Annotated in this window: 17 protein-coding genes; 15 read left to right on the top strand and 2 right to left on the bottom strand. The window is 65.2% G+C overall.

From position 1 onward, the window contains the following. Positions 1-92: 92 nt before the first annotated feature. Both ACO2Q4_RS08315 and ACO2Q4_RS08320 read left to right on the top strand, forming a co-directional pair. Complete coding sequence (locus ACO2Q4_RS08315) at positions 93-341, top strand: succinate dehydrogenase assembly factor 2 (RefSeq protein WP_395132992.1); 249 nt, start codon at positions 93-95, stop codon at positions 339-341. 98 nt (positions 342-439) lie between these two features. Further along, positions 440-952 (top strand): MarR family winged helix-turn-helix transcriptional regulator, encoded by a 513-nt coding sequence (locus tag ACO2Q4_RS08320; RefSeq protein WP_311758535.1) that lies wholly within the window; start codon positions 440-442, stop codon positions 950-952. A 24-nt stretch (positions 953-976) separates the two neighbouring features. Here the strand turns inward: ACO2Q4_RS08320 and ACO2Q4_RS08325 are convergent, their stop codons facing one another. Further along, positions 977-1,405, bottom strand: coding sequence for a VOC family protein (locus tag ACO2Q4_RS08325; RefSeq protein WP_423318567.1), 429 nt, complete (start codon positions 1,403-1,405; stop codon positions 977-979). Positions 1,406-1,498: 93 nt separating this feature from the next. After that, the gene (locus ACO2Q4_RS08330) at positions 1,499-2,236 is read right to left on the bottom strand and encodes an IclR family transcriptional regulator (protein WP_395132733.1); all 738 of its coding nucleotides are present in this window, start codon (positions 2,234-2,236) and stop codon (positions 1,499-1,501) included. Positions 2,237-2,368: 132 nt separating this feature from the next. On the opposite strand from ACO2Q4_RS08330, the gene ACO2Q4_RS08335 reads away from it, so the two are divergent. The 13 genes from ACO2Q4_RS08335 to nrdF all read left to right on the top strand — a co-directional run bounded on the left by ACO2Q4_RS08335 (position 2,369) and on the right by nrdF (position 17,511). Continuing rightward, positions 2,369-3,898: a M81 family metallopeptidase gene (locus ACO2Q4_RS08335; protein WP_423318570.1), complete on the top strand. Its 1,530-nt coding sequence runs from the start codon at positions 2,369-2,371 to the stop codon at positions 3,896-3,898. Positions 3,899-3,965: 67 nt separating this feature from the next. After that, complete coding sequence (locus ACO2Q4_RS08340; RefSeq protein ID WP_423318572.1) at positions 3,966-5,531, top strand: ABC transporter substrate-binding protein; 1,566 nt, start codon at positions 3,966-3,968, stop codon at positions 5,529-5,531. 66 nt (positions 5,532-5,597) lie between these two features. Next, positions 5,598-6,539, top strand: a complete 942-nt coding sequence (locus ACO2Q4_RS08345) for an ABC transporter permease (protein WP_311758530.1) — start codon at positions 5,598-5,600, stop codon at positions 6,537-6,539. Further along, the gene (locus tag ACO2Q4_RS08350; RefSeq protein WP_395132729.1) at positions 6,539-7,414 is read left to right on the top strand and encodes an ABC transporter permease; all 876 of its coding nucleotides are present in this window, start codon (positions 6,539-6,541) and stop codon (positions 7,412-7,414) included. Before ACO2Q4_RS08345 ends, ACO2Q4_RS08350 begins: the two co-directional genes overlap by 1 nt. 3 nt (positions 7,415-7,417) lie before the next feature. After that, entirely contained in the window at positions 7,418-9,091 is a 1,674-nt protein-coding gene (locus tag ACO2Q4_RS08355) for an ABC transporter ATP-binding protein (RefSeq protein WP_423318574.1), read from the top strand. Continuing rightward, entirely contained in the window at positions 9,075-10,250 is a 1,176-nt protein-coding gene (locus ACO2Q4_RS08360; protein WP_423318576.1) for a M20 aminoacylase family protein, read from the top strand. The genes ACO2Q4_RS08355 and ACO2Q4_RS08360 overlap by 17 nt, the downstream gene beginning before the upstream one ends. Further along, the gene (locus tag ACO2Q4_RS08365) at positions 10,247-11,377 is read left to right on the top strand and encodes a M20/M25/M40 family metallo-hydrolase (protein ID WP_423318578.1); all 1,131 of its coding nucleotides are present in this window, start codon (positions 10,247-10,249) and stop codon (positions 11,375-11,377) included. Before ACO2Q4_RS08360 ends, ACO2Q4_RS08365 begins: the two co-directional genes overlap by 4 nt. Before the next feature lie 54 nt (positions 11,378-11,431). Beyond that, positions 11,432-12,697, top strand: a complete 1,266-nt coding sequence (gene otnK, locus ACO2Q4_RS08370; protein ID WP_423318580.1) for a 3-oxo-tetronate kinase — start codon at positions 11,432-11,434, stop codon at positions 12,695-12,697. After that, on the top strand, positions 12,690-13,328 hold the full coding sequence (gene otnC / locus ACO2Q4_RS08375) for a 3-oxo-tetronate 4-phosphate decarboxylase (protein ID WP_423318582.1): 639 nt from the start codon (positions 12,690-12,692) through the stop codon (positions 13,326-13,328). The genes otnK and otnC overlap by 8 nt, the downstream gene beginning before the upstream one ends. A 378-nt stretch (positions 13,329-13,706) precedes the next feature. After that, a complete protein-coding gene (gene nrdH / locus ACO2Q4_RS08380; protein ID WP_311758523.1) occupies positions 13,707-13,928 on the top strand; it encodes a glutaredoxin-like protein NrdH in 222 nt (73 codons plus the stop codon). A 9-nt stretch (positions 13,929-13,937) separates the two neighbouring features. After that, entirely contained in the window at positions 13,938-14,354 is a 417-nt protein-coding gene (gene nrdI, locus ACO2Q4_RS08385) for a class Ib ribonucleoside-diphosphate reductase assembly flavoprotein NrdI (RefSeq protein WP_311758522.1), read from the top strand. Next, positions 14,336-16,462 (top strand): class 1b ribonucleoside-diphosphate reductase subunit alpha, encoded by a 2,127-nt coding sequence (nrdE, locus tag ACO2Q4_RS08390; protein ID WP_423318585.1) that lies wholly within the window; start codon positions 14,336-14,338, stop codon positions 16,460-16,462. The genes nrdI and nrdE overlap by 19 nt, the downstream gene beginning before the upstream one ends. A gap of 74 nt (positions 16,463-16,536) precedes the next feature. After that, positions 16,537-17,511 (top strand): class 1b ribonucleoside-diphosphate reductase subunit beta, encoded by a 975-nt coding sequence (nrdF, locus tag ACO2Q4_RS08395; protein WP_311758520.1) that lies wholly within the window; start codon positions 16,537-16,539, stop codon positions 17,509-17,511. Positions 17,512-17,528 lie beyond the last annotated feature (17 nt).

The following is a 17,528-nucleotide window of genomic DNA, read 5'->3' on the forward strand; positions in this document are numbered from 1 at the left end:
CTGGGGCGCCTGAAGTCTTAGGCGCGCAGACGCGGACAGACAAGCCGGGGGCGAAGTTGGACCAGGACGAAGCAAGGCTGAAGCGGCTGCGGATGCGCAGCTGGCGGCGCGGCATGAAAGAGATGGACCTGATCCTTGGTCCCTTCGCGGACAGCGAGATGGGGAACCTGACCCCGGCCGAGCTGGACGATTACGAGGCGTTGCTGAACGAGAATGACCAGGATCTTTACCCCTGGGTCACCGCCCGGATGGCGGGACGCAATCCCGGCCCCGCACCGCTGGTTCCGATCCTGGACCGCATCGCCGTCTTCGCGACCGAGCGCCTGCGCCCGAAATCCTGAAAATTTTAGACAAGACCGCGATAATTCGCGCGAATTAACCTGAGATTCGGAAATCCTGTTCATGGTCCCTGAAACAGACCCAGAACGGAATGAGCCGAATGCCTCAGACCAGTCCTCTCCGTCCCGTCGCCACGCTGCGGCCCGCGCTTCCTGCGCGGATCGAGACCTATCTGGAAAGCCTTCAGATCCTTGAGCGCCTGCACAGGCTGCTGCTGGATCTGGTCAAGGATGAGTTCGAGCGGCTTGGCCGTTCCGACCTGACGCCGGTGCAGGCGCTGCTGATCTATAACCTCGACACGTCCGAGGTGACGGCGGGCGAGTTGCGTTCGCGCGGCATGTATCAGGGCTCGAATGTCAGCTACAACCTGAAGAAGCTGGTCGAGCTTGGCTATCTCAGCCACGAACGCTGCGAGATGGACCGCCGCTCGGTCAAGGTGCGCCTGACCGCCGACGGGCAGCAGGTCCGGGACCGCGTGGCCGAGCTTTTCTCGCGCCATGCCGAGGGGCTTGGCGAATCCGGTGTGCTGGACGATCCGGCGATCGAGCTTGTAAACCTGCAATGGCGCCGGATCGAGCGTTACTGGCTGGAGCAGATCCGCTACATCTACTGAAGCGGACCGTCCCCTGCCCGCGCCTTACCAGTGGCCGGTATTGCCCATGCTGGCCCAGGGTTCCTGCGGCGGCAGGTGCTCACCCTCTTGCAGCAGCTCGATCGAGACGTTGTCGGGGCTGCGCACAAAGGCCATGTGCCCGTCACGCGGGGGCCGGTTGATCGTCACGCCCGCATCCATCAGCTTCTGGCACAGCTCGTAGATATTGCCGACGCGATAGGCGAGATGGCCGAAATGGCGGCTGTCCGAGGGAAGCCCGTCGTCCCCGTCCCAGTTCCAGGTCAGTTCGACCGGGCATTCCGGCTGGCCGGGCGCGGCCATGAAAACCAGCGTGAAGCGGCCCTTGTCATTCTCGATACGACGCGTCTCCTCAAGCCCGAGCAGGCGGAAGAACTCCATCGTCCGGTCAAGGTCAAGGACGCGGACCATCGTGTGCAGATAGCGGATTTGCATGTCAAATCTCCCCTTTTGGCGGGTCATTGATGGCAGTCGGAACGGCGGACGGCAAGCGAAGCCTGAGGGTTTCACATCCCGGCGCGGGAAGGTCTAGCCGCCTGTGATGGCCAGCGCGGCCTCGGCGGCAAGGGGGGCGACGCGACGGCGGAACTCCTCGGGTTCCCATTCCGCCAGCGAACCCGCGACATGGATCGCGGCAACCGGTCGACCGTCGGATCCGGCGATCGCCACGCCCAATGCGATTTCACCCATCACGATCTGCTCAAGCGCCAGCGCATGACCGGTCTCGCGCACCAGCGCGATCTGGGCGCGAATGGCGTCGGGGTCGGTCAGGGTGCGGGGCGTGACCGCACGCAGATCGGCCGCCGCCAGCAGCGCATCGACCTGCGGATCGGGCAGCATCGCCATCACCGCCCACCCGCCCGAGGTGCAATAGGTCGGCACCGCATGACCCAGCAGCGTCGCGAAGAACATCTCGCGCTTGCTTTGCATCCGGGCGGCATAGACCATGCGCTGCCCGTCGAACAGCGACAGGTCGACGCGTTCGCGCACGTTGCGGCGCAGTTCCAGCAGCACGGGGCTGGCAGCGCGGATCAGCGGGTTCAGCCGAAGATAGTCATAGGTCAGGTCCAGCACGCCAAGATCGGGCAGGAAACCGCGCCCATCCTCGGTCAGGCGCAGGTGGCCGGTCTGGCGCAGCGTGTGGACGATGCGCTGCGCCGCGCTGCGGGTGATGCCGGCGCGGGCCGCGATTTCCGACAGGCTGAGCGCGCGTTCGGCACCGGAAAAGCTTGCCAGCACCTGAAGCCCGCGACCCAGCGACTGCACGAAAAGCGGGTCCTGTGCCGTTTCTGGGTCAGTTTCCGAACCGCGCGACAAGAACAAACCTCTCGGTTGACAGAATTAAAAACGGACTCGTAAAGTCATTATGCAATGCAAGTGTATCGGAATACAATACAGATGATTGCCGCCCCTTCCCCCGGATCTTCCCATCGGCCGCGCCGCGTCGCGCTGGCGGGCTTCGTGCATGAAAGCAATTCCTTTGCCCCCAGCCCCGCCGATATGGAGGCGTTTCGCAAGGGCGGTGGCTATCTGCCTTTGTCGCGCGGAACCGAAATCCTGAAGCGGGCGTGGGACGTGAACCTGCCGGTAGCGGGCGCGCTCACCCATGCCCAGACGTCGGGCTGGCAGCTTCTGCCGATTCTCTGGGCGGGTGCGGTGCCCTCGGCCCCGGTCACGGCCGAGTGCTATCTCGCGATCACGGATGAGATCATCGCCGGACTGGAAAGGGCGGGTCCGCTGGACGGGGTCTTTCTGGACCTGCATGGCGCGATGGTCGCCGAAGGCGCCCCGGATGGTGAAGGAGAGCTTCTGGCACGGGTGCGCGACGCGGTCGGACCCGACGTGCCCGTCGTCGCGGCGCTGGACCTGCACGGCAACATCACCCGCAGGATGGTCGAGGCGGCGGATGCCCTGGTCGGCTTTCGCACCTATCCCCATGTCGACATGGCCGAAACCGGCCGCCGCGCCGCGGTCGAGCTGGACCGGCTGATGGCGGGCGCGCCGAACCACAAGGCGTTCCGGCAGCTTGATTTCCTGATCCCGATCGCCTGGCAGTCGACATTGGGCGAACCGGGCGCAAGGCTTTACGCGCTGGCGGCGCAGGATCGCCCCGACCTGCACAGCGCATCTCTGTTCATGGGCTTTCCGGCGGCTGACTTCGCGGATTGCGGCCCCTCGGTCGTGGCCTATGGCGCGACGCCGGACGCGGCCGGGGCCGCTGCCGACCTGATCGCGGCAGCGGTCGTCGCGGCCGAGCCGGAATTTGCCGGCCGCGCCTTCGCCCCCGAAGACGGCGTGCGCGAGGCGATGCGGCTGGCCGGGGCCGCGACCCGCCCCATCGTCATCGCCGACACCCAGGACAATCCCGGCGCGGGCGGCGACAGCGACACGACCGGGATGCTGCGCGCACTGGCCGCCTGCAACCCCGACCGCGCGGCGATCGGCCTGATCACCGACCCGGCGGCGGCGCGGGCCGCGCATCAGGCCGGGCCCGGCGCGGTGCTGCATCTGGCGCTTGGCGGCAAGTCCGGCATTCCCGGCGACGCCCCGTTCGAGGCGCAGTTCACCGTCGAGACCGTCTCGGACGGTCGCCTGCATGCCACCGGCGGCTATTACGGCGGCGCGCATCTGGATCTTGGCCCCTCGGCCTGCCTGCGGCTGGGGGGAATCCGAATCGTCGTCACCTCGGAAAAGGCACAGATGGCGGATCGCGAAATGTATCGCTTCCTTGGCATCCAGCCCGAGGAGCAGGCGATCCTTGTCAACAAGAGCTCGGTCCATTTCCGCGCCGATTTCCAGCACATCGCCGAGACGATCCTGACATGCGTCGCACCCGGTCCGATGCCGATCAGCCCGGCCAGCCTGCCATGGCGCCACCTGCGCCCCGGCATCCGGCTGGAACCGCAGGGAAAGCCCTTCGCACCCTGAGAAGAAACCCGCGAATCCGGCGCCACGACCGGAGCGCATTCCCCGTAACCCGACAGAGAGGAAGACCATGTTCAACAGACTGACGGCGGCCCTGCTGGCCTCGACCATGATGGCGGGCGCGGCCTGGGCGGAAACCACGGTGACCGCCGTGATGCATTCGGGCCTGCGCGTGCTGGACCCTGTCATCACGACCGCGCATATCACCCGCGATCATGCCTACATGATCTATGACGTGCTGATCGCGCAGGATGCCGAGTTCAAGCCGCAGCCGCAGATGGCGGACTGGAAGGTCTCGGACGACCAGAAGACCTATGTCTTCACCCTGCGCGACGGGCTGAAGTTCCATGACGGCGCGCCGGTGACGGCGGCGGACGCGGTCGCCTCGCTGGAGCGCTGGGCCAAGAAGGACGCGGGCGGCCAGATCATCATGGACCGGACCGAAAAGCTTGAGGCGACGGATGACAAGACCGTCACCTGGGTTCTGAAGGAACCCTTCGTGCCGATGCTGGACGTGCTGTCCAAGCAATCCGCACTGCCGCCCTTCATCATGCCGGCCCGCGTGGCGGCGACCCCGCCCGACCAGGCGATCACCGACTATACCGGCTCGGGGCCGTTCAAGTTCGTCGATGCCGAATTCCAGCCGGGGATCAGCGTCACCTATGCCAAGAACTCCGATTACGTTCCGCGCAGCGAGCCGGCAAGCTGGATGGCCGGCGGCAAGGTCGTGAATGTCGACAAGGTGAAATGGGTGAACATGCCCGACATCCAGACGGCCGTGAACGCGCTGTCGGGGGGCGAGATCGACTATATCGAGCAGATGCAGGTCGACCTGATCCCGCTGCTTGAAGGCGATCCCAACATCGCCGTCGAGGTGCGCGAGCCGACGGGAATGCAGACCATGGCGCGGATGAACTTCCTGCACCCTCCCTTCGACAACGAAAAGGTCCGGCAGGCGGCGCTGAAGGCGATCTCGCAGGAATCGGTGCTGGCCGCGATGATCGGCAATCCGACCTATTACCAGATCTGCGGCGCGCTGCTGGGCTGCGGCACCCCCCTTGGCTCGGAAACCGGGGCCGAGACGCTGACCAAGGGCGCCAGCATGGACGAGGCCAAGGCGCTGCTGAAGGAGTCGGGCTACGACGGCACGCCCGTCGTGCTGATGGCGCCCACCGACATGGTGGCGTTGGCGACGCAGCCGGTCGTCATCTCGCAGATGCTGCGCGACGCGGGCTTTACCGTCGACATGCAGCCGATGGACTGGCAGACGCTGGTCACGCGCCGCGCCAGCCAGTCGGCCCCGGCCGAGGGCGGCTGGAACATGTTCATCACCAACTGGATGGTGCCCGAGATCTCGAACCCGATCTCGAACCCGATGCTGATCGGGCGCGGCGACAGCGCCTGGTTCGGCTGGCCCACCGATGACACGATCGAGCAGCTGAAGGCCGATTACATCGCCGCCGCCGACCCGGAAGCGCAGAAGGCCGTGGGTGAAAAGATCCAGGCCCACGCGATCCAGACCGTGCTGGAGGTGCCGCTGGGGCAATACACCCTGCCCCAGGCGCGGCGGACGACGATCACCGAGATGCTGCCTTCGCCCGTGCCGGTCTTCTGGAACCTGAAGAAGGCCGAGTAAGGCCCGGTTCCCCTGGGGGGCGGCATGCCCGCCCCCTTTCCATCTGGTCCGAACAGGGACATTCCGATGATAGGATACCTGCTGCGCCGCATCCTTGCCGTGATCCCGGTCATGCTGCTTGTGGCGGTCTTCGTCTTTCTGCTGCTGCGCCTGACGCCAGGCGACCCGGCCGCGATCATTGCCGGCGACATGGCGACCCCCGCCCAGCTTCAGGCCATCCGCGAGGCGATGGGCCTGAACCAGCCGATCCATATCCAGTTCGTGACCTGGCTTGGCCAGCTTGCGCGCGGCGATCTGGGCACCTCGCTGATCTCGCACACGCCGGTTTCGGGAATGATCGCGGCACGGATGGGGCCGACGCTGTCCATCGCGCTGCTGACCATCCTGCTGTCCGTCGCGCTGGCGGTCCCGATGGGCGTTCTGGCCGCCTGGCGCCACCGCAGCGCCGCCGATTACGCGGTGATGACCTTCTCGGTCCTTGGCTTCTCGGTCCCGGTCTTTGTCATCGGCTATCTGCTGATCCTGGTCTTTTCGCTGAAACTGGGCTGGTTCCCGGTTCAGGGCTTCACGCCGATCTCGGCCGGGCCGCTGCCCTTCCTGAAGAACGCCATCCTGCCCGCGCTGACCCTGACCACGATCTATGTCGCGCTGATCGCGCGCATGACCCGCGCCAACATGCTTGAGGTGCTGGGCGAGGATTACATCCGCACCGCCCGCGCCAAGGGCGCGCCCGAGCGGACGGTCCTGTTCCGACACGCACTGCGCAATGCCGCCGTCCCGATCCTGACGGTGATCGGCACCGGATTCGCGCTGCTGATCGGGGGTGTCGTCGTGACCGAGACGGTCTTCAACATCCCCGGCATCGGCCGCCTGACCGTCGATGCCATTCTGGCGCGCGACTATCCGGTCATTCAGGCGATGATCCTGCTGACGAGCTTTCTTTACGTCCTCGTCAACCTGGTCATCGATCTCAGCTACAGCTTCTTCGACCCGAGGATCCGCTACTGATGTCCCAGACGCCCCGCCCCGCCTCGGCCATGCAGCCGATCCTGCGGATGATCCGCCTGCCGCAATTCGGGCTGGGTCCGCGGATCGCGCTGGTGGTCCTGCTGCTTATCGTCCTGGTCACGCTTTTCGCGCCCTGGCTTGCGCCCCATGACCCACTGAAGATGGACCCGCTGATGCGCCTGAAAGGTCCGATCGAGGGGCATCCCCTGGGCACTGACAATTTCGGCCGCGACATCCTGTCCCGGGTCCTGATCGGCGCACGGCTGTCGCTGCTGATCGGGATCGCCACGGCCGTCGTTTCGGTGGTGGTCGGGCTGGTCATCGGCATGGTCGCGGGCTTCTTCCGCACGGCGGATGCCATCATCATGCGGATGATGGACGGGCTGATGGCGATCCCGTCGATCCTTCTGGCCATTGCGCTTGTCGCGCTGAACGGCCCCTCGGTCGGGTCGGTCATCGCCGCGATCACCATCCCCGAGATCCCGCGCGTTGTGCGGCTGGTCCGCGCGGTGGTCCTGTCCGCGCGCGAGGAACCCTATGTCGAGGCCGCCATTGCCCTTGGCTCGTCCATGCCCAAGATCCTGATCCGCCATCTGGTTCCGAACACGCTGGCGCCGCTGATCGTGCAGGGCACCTATGTCCTGGCCTCGGCCATCCTGACCGAGGCGATCCTGTCCTTCCTGGGTGCCGGCGTCAGCACCGAGACCCCGACCTGGGGCAACATCATGGCCGAGGGGCGGATGTTCTTCCGCATCAAGCCCGAACTGATCCTGTATCCCGGCCTGATGCTGTCGCTGTGCATCCTGTCGATCAACCTTCTGGGCGACGCCGCGCGGGACATGCTGGACCCGCGGCTGAAGAAACGCGCGGGGTAAGCCATGCTGTTCAAGTCACGCAATTTCGACACCGCGCAGGTCGCGCTTTCGGCCGAGAACCTGGTTGTCGACCTGCCCGAGACCCCGGGCCGCCCTCAGGTGCTGAAGGGCATCGACGTCACCATCCGGCAGGGAGAGACGGTCTGCCTGGTCGGGGAATCGGGTTCCGGCAAATCCGTCACCTCGCTGGCGATCATGGGGCTTCTGCCCCAATCGCTGAAGGTCGCGCAGGGCCGGATCAACCTGCAGGGCCAGAACCTGCTGCCGCTGACCCAGGCGCAGATGCGCGAACTGCGCGCCGCCCGCATCGCCATGATTTTTCAAGAGCCGATGACCGCGCTGAACCCGGTGCTGCGCGTCGGCGACCAGATCATGGAGGTGATGGAGCTGCATACCGGCCTTTCCGCCGCCGAACGCCGCGCCCGCGCCATCGCGATCATGGAGCAGGTTCACCTGCCCGACGTCCCGCGCATCTTCCAAAGCTATCCGCATCAGCTTTCCGGCGGCCAGCGCCAGCGCATCATGATCGCGATGGCACTGGTTCTTGAGCCGGTCCTGCTGATCGCGGACGAACCCACGACCGCGCTGGACGTGACCACGCAAAAGCAGATCCTGTCGCTGATCGACGAGCTTCAGTCCAGCCACGGCACCGCCGTCCTGTTCATCACCCATGACATGGGCGTCGTCGCCGAAATCGCAGATACGGTCTATGTCATGAAGCATGGCGAGATCGTCGAGAACGGCCCGGTCGAAGCCGTGCTGCGCAACCCGCGCGCCGAATATACGCGCAAGCTGCTGGCCTCGGTCCCCGGCCTGACGCCGCGCCCCTCGCGCCCGTCGGGACAGGAGATCGTGCTGAAGGTCGACCGGCTGAACAAGATCTATGGCAGCCGCGGGTTCCTGAAGACGCTGCCCCAGGCCCATGCCGCGAAGGATGTCAGCTTTGCGCTGGCGCGTGGCCGGACGCTGGGCATCGTTGGCGAATCCGGCTCGGGCAAGTCCACCGTCGCGCGCTGCATCATGCGGCTGATCGATCCCAGTTCCGGCCGGATCGAGCTTGACGGGCAGGACATCGCCAGCCTGTCGCGCGGCCGTCTGTGGCCGCATCGCAAGAAGCTTCAGGTCGTGTTTCAGGATCCTATGCGCTCGCTGAACCCGCGCTGGACCATCGCGCAAAGCCTGATCGAGGGGCCGCTGAACTATGGCATCCCGCGCGCCGAGGCCCTGGCCGAAGCGGCGCGGCTGATGGGTGTGGTCGGGCTGCCCAAGGATGCGCTGGCCCGATATCCCCACCAGTTCTCGGGCGGGCAGCGCCAGCGCATCGCCATCGCGCGGGCGGTGATGATGCGCCCCGACGTGCTGGTTGCGGACGAGGCGGTGTCGGCGCTGGATGTCTCGGTCCAGGCGCAGGTGCTGGACCTGCTGGACCAGCTTCAGCGGGATCTGGGCATCGCGATCGTCTTCATCACCCATGACTTGCGCGTGGCCGCCCAGATCTGCGACGAGGTGATCGTCATGCAGCGCGGCGCGGTGGTCGAGCAGGGTCCGGCGGCCGAGGTGCTTGGCGCGCCCGCCCATGCCTATACCCGCGCCCTGATCGAGGCCGCCCCCGGCCGCGACTGGGATTTCCAGAATTTCAAAGCCATGAATGAGGTCCGTGATGCCAACCCTGCCTGAGATCGAGGCCGACGCGCCCGCGCTTGAAGCCATCTTCCGCGATCTGCACGCCCATCCCGAGCTGGGTTTCGAGGAGGTCCGCACCTCGGGCGTCGTCGCCGCAAGGCTGCGCGAATGGGGTTTCGACGAGGTGCATGAGGGCGTCGCAAAGACTGGCGTGGTCGGCATTCTGAAGGGGCGCGGCGACGGCAACCGCCGGATCGGCCTGCGCGCCGACATGGACGCGCTGCCGATCAACGAGGTCGCCGCCCTCGACTATGCCTCGCAGAATGCGGGGCGGATGCATGCCTGCGGCCATGATGGCCACACGACAATGCTGCTCGGCGCGGCGAAATATCTGGCCGCCAGCCGCAATTTCGACGGCAGCGCGGTGTTCATCTTCCAGCCGGCCGAGGAAGGTCTGGGCGGTGCGCGCGGCATGATCGCCGAAGGATTGTTCCAGCGATTCCCCGTGGACGAGGTCTATGGGATGCACAACCAACCGAACGGCCGCCCGCGCCGCGCCACGATCACCAAGGGTCCGGCCATGGCGGGGGCGTCCTTCTTTGACGTGACCGTCACCGGCAAGGGCAGCCATGCCGCGATGCCCCACCAGTCGCGCGACGCGCTGGTCGTCGCCTCGACGCTGGTCGGCCAGTTCCAGACGATCCTTGGCCGGAACATGCCGCCCCTGGAAAGCGGCGTTTTGTCGGTGACGCAGATCCATGCCGGCAGCGCCTATAACGTCGTGCCCGAAACCGCTGCGCTGGCCGGCACCATCCGCTTCTTCAAGCCCGAGATCCGCGACCTGATGCAAAGCCGCATGCGCGAGATCTGCACGGGTTTCGCGCTGGCCCATGGCGTCAGGATCGAGCTGCAGTTCCGCGAGATCTTCGACGTCCTGCTGAACGATGCCCTGCTGTCGGACGAATGGATGGCCGCCGCGGTCGATGTTCTGGGGGCTGATAATGTCACCGACGATGCCGAGCCCGCGACCGGCTCCGAGGATTTCGCGGACATGCTGCAGGTCGTGCCCGGCGCCTATGGCAATCTGGGACATGCGGGGACCGTGCCGCTGCACAATCCGGGCTTCGTGCTGGACCCCGCGATCCTGCCGGTCGGCGCCTCGATCTATGCCCGTATCGTCGAACGCCGCCTGCCGCTGGAGAATGCCGCATGAATCCGCTGAACCTGCCCTTCGATGCCGAGGAGATGCTGACCGGCCTGCGTCCCTGGATCGAATGCGAAAGCCCGACCTGGGACGGCGCCGCCGTCAGCCGGATGATGGCGCTGGCAGCGCGCGATCTGTCCGCCATCGGTGCCACGGTCGAGACGATCCCCGGCCGCATGGGTTTTGGCGATTCGATCCGCGTCAGCTTTCCACATCCCGACCAGGGCAAGCCCGGCATCCTCGTGTCCGGGCACATGGACACGGTCCATCCCATCGGCACACTGGAAAAGCTGCCCTTCCGGCGCGAGGACGGGCTTTGTTTCGGCCCCGGCATCATGGACATGAAGGGCGGCAACTATGTCTTCTTCGAAGCCATGCGCCAGATCACCCGTGCGGGCTGGACGACGCCCCTGCCCGTCACCTTCCTGTTCACCCCGGACGAAGAGGTCGGCACCCCCGCGACCCGCGGGCTGATCGAGGATGCCGCCCGCGGCCAGCGCGCCGTGTTGCTGCCCGAACCCGCCTCGCCCGATGGCGGCGCGGTGATCGGACGCTATGCCATCGCCCGCTTCAACCTGCTGACCGAGGGTCGTCCCAGCCATGCCGGCTGGGCGCTTCGCGAGGGTCGTTCGGCCATCGCCGCGATGGCGCGCAAGATTCTAGAAGTCGAGGCGATGACGACCGAGGATTGCACCTTCTCGGTCGGCGTGATCCATGCCGGGCAATGGGTGAACTGCGTCAGCTCGGAATGTCGGGCCGAGGCGCTCAGCATGGCCAAGCGGCAGCAGGATCTTGACCACGGCGTCGCCGCGATGATGGCGCTGGAAGGCGAAGAGAACGGCGTCGCCTTCAAGGTTACGCGCGGGGTGACACGCCCCGTCTGGGAACCCCAGCCCGGCACCATGGCGCTTTACGAGATCGCCCGCACCATCGCCGCCGATATCGGCTTCAAGCTGAACTGCGGCTCTGCCGGCGGCGGATCGGACGGGAACTTCACCGGAGCGATGGGCGTGCCCACGCTGGATTCCATCGGCGTGCGCGGCAAGGGCCTGCATACGCTAGGCGAGCATATCGAGGTCGCAAGCCTGGTCGAGCGCGCGAAGCTGGCGGCGGGACTTCTGATGAACATCCGTTGACCCCGCCCGCCGGCCCGGCTTTTATGCCGGCCGACTGAATGGGGGGAACTACTGATGGGCATCATCCTTGGCGCCATCGCCGACGATTTCACCGGGGCGACGGACCTGTGCAGCACCTGGGTCAAGGCCGGGCTGCGCGTCGTCCAGGTGATCGGCATCCCGGAAGCGGGCCAGACGCCAAGGGATGCCGATGCCGTCGTCATCGCACTGAAATCGCGCACGATTCCGGCGGATCAGGCGATTGCGCAATCGCTGGCCGCGCTGGACTGGCTGAACGCGCAGGGCGTGCGGCAGGTGGTGTTCAAATACTGCTCGACCTTCGATTCGACGGCGGCGGGCAATATCGGTCCGGTGACGGACGCGCTGCTGGCGGCGATGGGGCAGGATTTCACCGTCGTCTCGCCGGCCTTCCCGCGGAATGGGCGCACCATCTACAAGGGCAACCTGTTCGTGGGCGACCTGCCCCTGGCGGAAAGCCCGATGAAGGACCATCCACTGACGCCGATGCGCGATTCCAGCCTGATCCGGCTGATGGACGCACAGGCCCAGGGCCGGACCGGACTGGTGCCGTTGCAGACCGTGCGGCAGGGCGCGCCGGCGATCCGCGCCGCATTTGACCACCTGCGCGGCGAAGGTTTCCGCTATGCCGTGCCGGACGCGGTCGAGGATGAGGACATGATCGCACTTGGTCGCGCTCTGGACGGCATGGCGCTGGTCACGGGCGGTTCGGCCGTCGCGATGGGCCTGCCCGCCAACCTGCGCGACAGCGGCGATCTGGGCGCGGCGCTGCCCCCGCGCCTGCCCCGCTCGCAAGGTCGCGCGGTCGTGCTGGCGGGCAGCTGCTCGACCGCGACGCGCGCGCAGATCGCCCATGTGACACCGCTTTGGCCGACGCTGAAGCTAAACCTGGACCGCATCGCGGCGGGCGAGGATATCGCCGCCGAGGCGCTGGGATGGGCGGTCGCGCAGACCGGGCCGATGTTGATCTATGGCTCTTCCGACCCCGCCGAGGTGGCGGAAAACCAGCGCCGACATGGCACGATGGAAGCGGGCGAGATGATGGAGCGCACGCTGTCCACCATCGCGCGCGGTCTGCTGGAACGCGGATTCGCACGGTTCCTGGTGGCGGGGGGCGAAACCTCGGGCGCGGTCATCTCGGCCTTGGGCGTCACCGCGCTTGAGATCGGCCCCGAGGTTGCGGCAGGCGTGCCGTGGTGCGGCGCGACGGTCGGGGACCGCGAACTGGCGCTGTGCCTGAAATCCGGGAATTTCGGCGGCCCCGAGATGTTCACCCAGGCGCTGGAGATGCTGGATGACTGAATCGAAACAGCGCGAAGACATCGCGCGGCTTGCGCAATCCCTGTTCGACCGGGGTCTTACCTTCGGTTCCTCGGGCAATATCTCGGTCAGACTTGAAGATGGCTGGCTGATGACGCCGACCGGGTCCAGCATGGGGGCCATCGACCCGGCGCGGATCTCGCGGCTGGATCTGGCGGGAAATCTGCTGTCGGGCGACAAGCCGACCAAGGAAAGCTTCCTGCACATGGCGATGTATGGCCGCCGCCCGCGCGCAGGGGCGATCGTGCACCTGCATTCGACCCATTCCGTCGCGGTCAGCTGCATGCATGACATCGACCACCGCGACGTGCTGCCGCCCCTGACCGCCTATTACGTCATGCGAGTCGGCCGCCTGCCGCTGATCCCCTATTTCGCGCCCGGAGATCTGGATCTTGCACGCGCGGTCGAGGAAATGGCCTCGGACCATCACGCCGTGTTGCTGGCGAACCACGGGCCGGTGGTGGCGGGAAAATCGCTTGAGGACGCCGTCTATGCGACCGAAGAGCTTGAAGAGACAGCAAAGCTGTTCCTGGCGTTGCGGGGAATGCGGACTCGCCCGCTGACCCCCGAACAGGTCGCGGATCTGGAGCGTCGCTTCCCCAGCGATTTTTAAGGTGGACGCCCGAAATCGGCGGGGCTAGAAGCGGCCCCCCGCGCCCCTTGGGGCAATACAACCACCATCAGAAACAGGACCAACCCCGCAACCTGACGGTTGACAATTGCATCTTTGCCACGCGACTCGCGAAACCCGGCGTTCTTTGTTTGGACCACAACATATGGGTAGCGAAGCAAAGCGTGTCTCTATATACTGGGTGAACGCGCTTGCGGCACGAGTCGAACCGGACCAGTTTCCGGTCGGCTTACCGGCTCGAAATGCAACTGTAGGTGGTTGGTGATTTGCAGGTTCCTGCGTGAATTTTACGCGGGATGACTGGCTGTCGCCGCTGCGCGCGGACCGAGACAAAAGAGTATGAGAAAAGGACCACAGGCAATGAGCATCACTGTCTATTCCAAGCCCGCCTGCGTGCAATGCACCGCGACGACGCGCGCGCTCGATGCGCGGGGGCTGGCCTACGATATCGTGGACCTGACCGAGGATGACGCGGCCATGCAGCTGGTCACCTCGCTCGGCTATCGCCAGGCTCCGGTCGTGATCGCCGGCGAAGAGCACTGGGCGGGCTTCCGCCCGGACATGATCGGCCGTCTTTCCTGATCCGGGCCGATGGGCGGGCTTGTCTATTTCTCCTCGGCTTCGGGGAACACGGCGCGCTTCGTGACGCGGCTTGGCCTGCCAGCCGGCCGCATCCCGATCTCGCCCAAGGACGCGATGCCCGCGCCCGACCTGCCCTTCGTGCTGATCTGCCCGACCTATGCCGATGGTGAAGGCCGGGGCGCAGTGCCCAAGCAGGTGATCCACTTCCTGAACGATGCGGGCCGCCGGTCCCTGCTGCGCGGCGTCATCGCCGCCGGAAACCGGAATTTCGGCGCGACCTTTGCCTTGGCAGGGCGGGTGATCGCGGACAAGTGCAAGGTGCCCGTGCTCTATCGTTTCGAGCTTGCGGGAAATGACGAAGATATTGCCCGCGTCGATGCGGGGCTCAACAAATTCTGGGGGACAGAATGCTTGACGATGGCGTAAAGGCCGAGCTGGACTATCACGCGCTGAACGCGATGCTGAACCTTTACGACAGTGAGGGTCGCATCCGCTTTGACGCCGACCGCAAGGCGGCGCATCAGTATTTCCTGCAGCATGTGAACCAGAACACCGTCTTCTTCCATTCGCTGGACGAGAAGCTCGATTACCTGGTCGAAGAGGGTTATTACGAACCCGAGGTGCTGGACCAGTATTCCAAGAACTTCCAGCGCGCGATCTGGGATGCCGCCTACAAGCGCAAGTTCCGCTTCCCCACCTTCCTGGGCGCGTTCAAGTATTACACCAGCTATACGCTGAAGACCCGCGACGGTCAGCGCTATCTTGAGCGCTACGAGGACCGCGTCGTGATGGTCTCGCTGGCGCTGGCGCGCGGCGACGAGGCGCTGGCCATGCGCTTCATGGAGGAGATGCTGTCCGGCCGCTTCCAGCCCGCGACGCCGACCTTCCTGAACGCGGGCAAGAAGTCGCGGGGCGAGCTGATCTCGTGCTTCCTGCTGCGCCTTGAAGACAACATGGAATCGATCGGGCGCTCGATCAACTCGGCGCTGCAACTGTCGAAGCGCGGCGGCGGTGTCGCCCTGATGCTGACGAACCTGCGCGAGGCCGGCGCCCCCATCAAGGGGATCGAGAACCAGTCCTCGGGCGTCATTCCGGTGATGAAGCTGCTGGAAGATTCCTTCAGCTACGCCAACCAGCTTGGCGCGCGACAGGGCGCGGGCGCGGTCTATCTGAACGCGCATCACCCCGACATCCTGCGCTTTCTGGATACCAAGCGCGAGAATGCGGACGAAAAGATCCGCATCAAGACGCTGTCCTTGGGCGTGGTCATTCCCGACGTGACCTTCGAACTCGCGAAGAAGAACGAGGACATGTACCTGTTCTCGCCGCATGACGTGGAAAAGGTCTATGGCGTCCCCTTCTCGGAAATCTCGGTCACCGAGAAATATGCCGAGATGGTCGACGACAAGCGCATCAAGAAGAAAAAGATCAACGCCCGAGCGTTCTTCCAGACGCTGGCCGAGATCCAGTTCGAATCGGGCTATCCCTACATCATGTTCGAGGACACGGTGAACAAGGCGAACCCGGTCCACGGCCGCATTACCATGTCGAACCTGTGCAGCGAGATCCTGCAGGTGAACGAGGCCAGCGAGTTCAACGAAGATCTGAGCTATTCCCGCATGGGGACCGACATCTCGTGCAACCTCGGCTCGCTGAACATCGCCGCGACCATGGACGGCCCGGACTTCGGCGCGACCGTCGAGGCCGCGATCCGCTCGCTGACGGCGGTGTCGGAAATGTCCTCGATCGACTCGGTGCCCTCGATCCGGCGCGGCAACGATGAGGCCCATGCCGTCGGTCTTGGCCAGATGAACCTGCACGGCTTCCTGGCGCGCGAACGCATCCATTACGGTTCGCCCGAGGGGGTCGAGTTCACCTCGGTCTATTTCGCCGCCGTCGCCTATCACGCGATCCGGGCGTCGAACCTGCTGGCGCGCGAGAAAGGCGCGACCTTCAAGGATTTCGAGAAGTCGAAATACGCCGATGGCAGCTTCTTCGACAAATATACCGAACGTGACTGGCTGCCGACCATGCCCGATGTCGCCCGCGTCTTCGAAGGCATGACCCTGCCCACCCGCGAGGATTGGGCCGCGCTGAAAGCCGAAGTGATGGCGACCGGGCTTTACAACCGCAACCTTCAGGCGGTGCCGCCGACCGGTTCGATCAGCTATATCAACAACTCGACCAGCTCGATCCACCCGATCGTCGCCAAGATCGAGATCCGCAAGGAAGGCAAGATCGGCCGCGTCTATTACCCCGCCGCCTTCATGTCGAACGAGAACATCGAATATTACCGCGACGCCTATGAGATCGGGCCGGATGCGATCATCGACACCTATGCGGCGGCGACCGAGCATGTCGACCAGGGCCTGAGCCTGACGCTGTTCTTCCCGGCCGAGGCCACGACGCGCGACATAAACCGCGCCCAGATCTACGCCTGGAAGAAAGGCATCAAGACGATCTATTACATCCGGTTGCGCCAGACCGCGCTGGAAGGAACCGAGGTCCAGGGCTGCGTCTCCTGCACGCTCTGATCCGCGCCGCTGCCGGGGGGTTTTACACCCCCGGACCCCCGTAGGGTATTTGGAAAACGATGAAGGGGCTTTCGATGAAAGACCATGTAGCCACGCGGACGCCGCTGCGCGCCATCAACTGGAACCGTCTTGAGGATGAAAAAGACCTTGAGGTCTGGAACCGCCTGACCGTGAACTTCTGGCTGCCCGAGAAGGTGCCGCTGTCGAACGACGTGCAAAGCTGGGCGACGCTGCGCCCGGCCGAGCGTGAACTGACGATCCGCGTCTTTACCGGGCTCACGCTGCTGGACACCGTGCAGAACACCGTGGGCGCGCCCTCGATGATGCCCGATGCGCAGACCCCGCATGAAGAGGCGGTGCTCTCGAACATCTCGTTCATGGAGGCGGTCCATGCGCGCAGCTATTCGTCGATCTTCTCGACGCTGTGCCTGACCAAGGAGGTCGACGAGGCCTTCCGCTGGTCCGAGGAAAACCCGCATCTGCAAGCCAAGGCGCGGCTGATCCTTGAGGAGTACAAGGCCGGATCGGACCCGCTGAAGCGCAAGATCGCCAGCGTGTTCCTGGAAAGCTTCCTGTTCTATTCCGGCTTCTACCTGCCGATGTACTGGTCGAGCCGCGCGAAGCTGACCAATACCGCCGACCTGATCCGCCTGATCATTCGTGACGAGGCGGTGCATGGCTATTACATCGGCTACAAGTTCCAGCGCGCGGCCGAGAAGCTTTCGGCTGAAAAGCAGCAGGAGCTGAAGGATTTCGCCTTTTCGCTGATGTTCGATCTTTACGACATCGAGCAGAAATACACCGCCGAGCTTTATGACGGAATCGGGCTGACCGAGGATGTGAAGGCCTTCCTGCATTACAACGCGAACAAGGCGCTGCAGAACCTCGGCTATGAGGCCCTGTTCCCGCCGGCCGCCTGCGAGGTCAATCCCGCGATCATGGCGGCGCTGTCGCCGGACAGCGAGAACCACGACTTCTTCAGCGGCTCGGGCTCGTCCTATGTGATCGGCAAGGCCGTCGCGACCGAGGACGAAGACTGGGACTTCTGAGCCTGAGGCTGCATTCC

Origin of the sequence: Paracoccus sp. KR1-242, assembly GCF_049446195.1 — a bacterium.
In the GTDB taxonomy this organism is placed as follows: domain Bacteria; phylum Pseudomonadota; class Alphaproteobacteria; order Rhodobacterales; family Rhodobacteraceae; genus Paracoccus; species Paracoccus broussonetiae.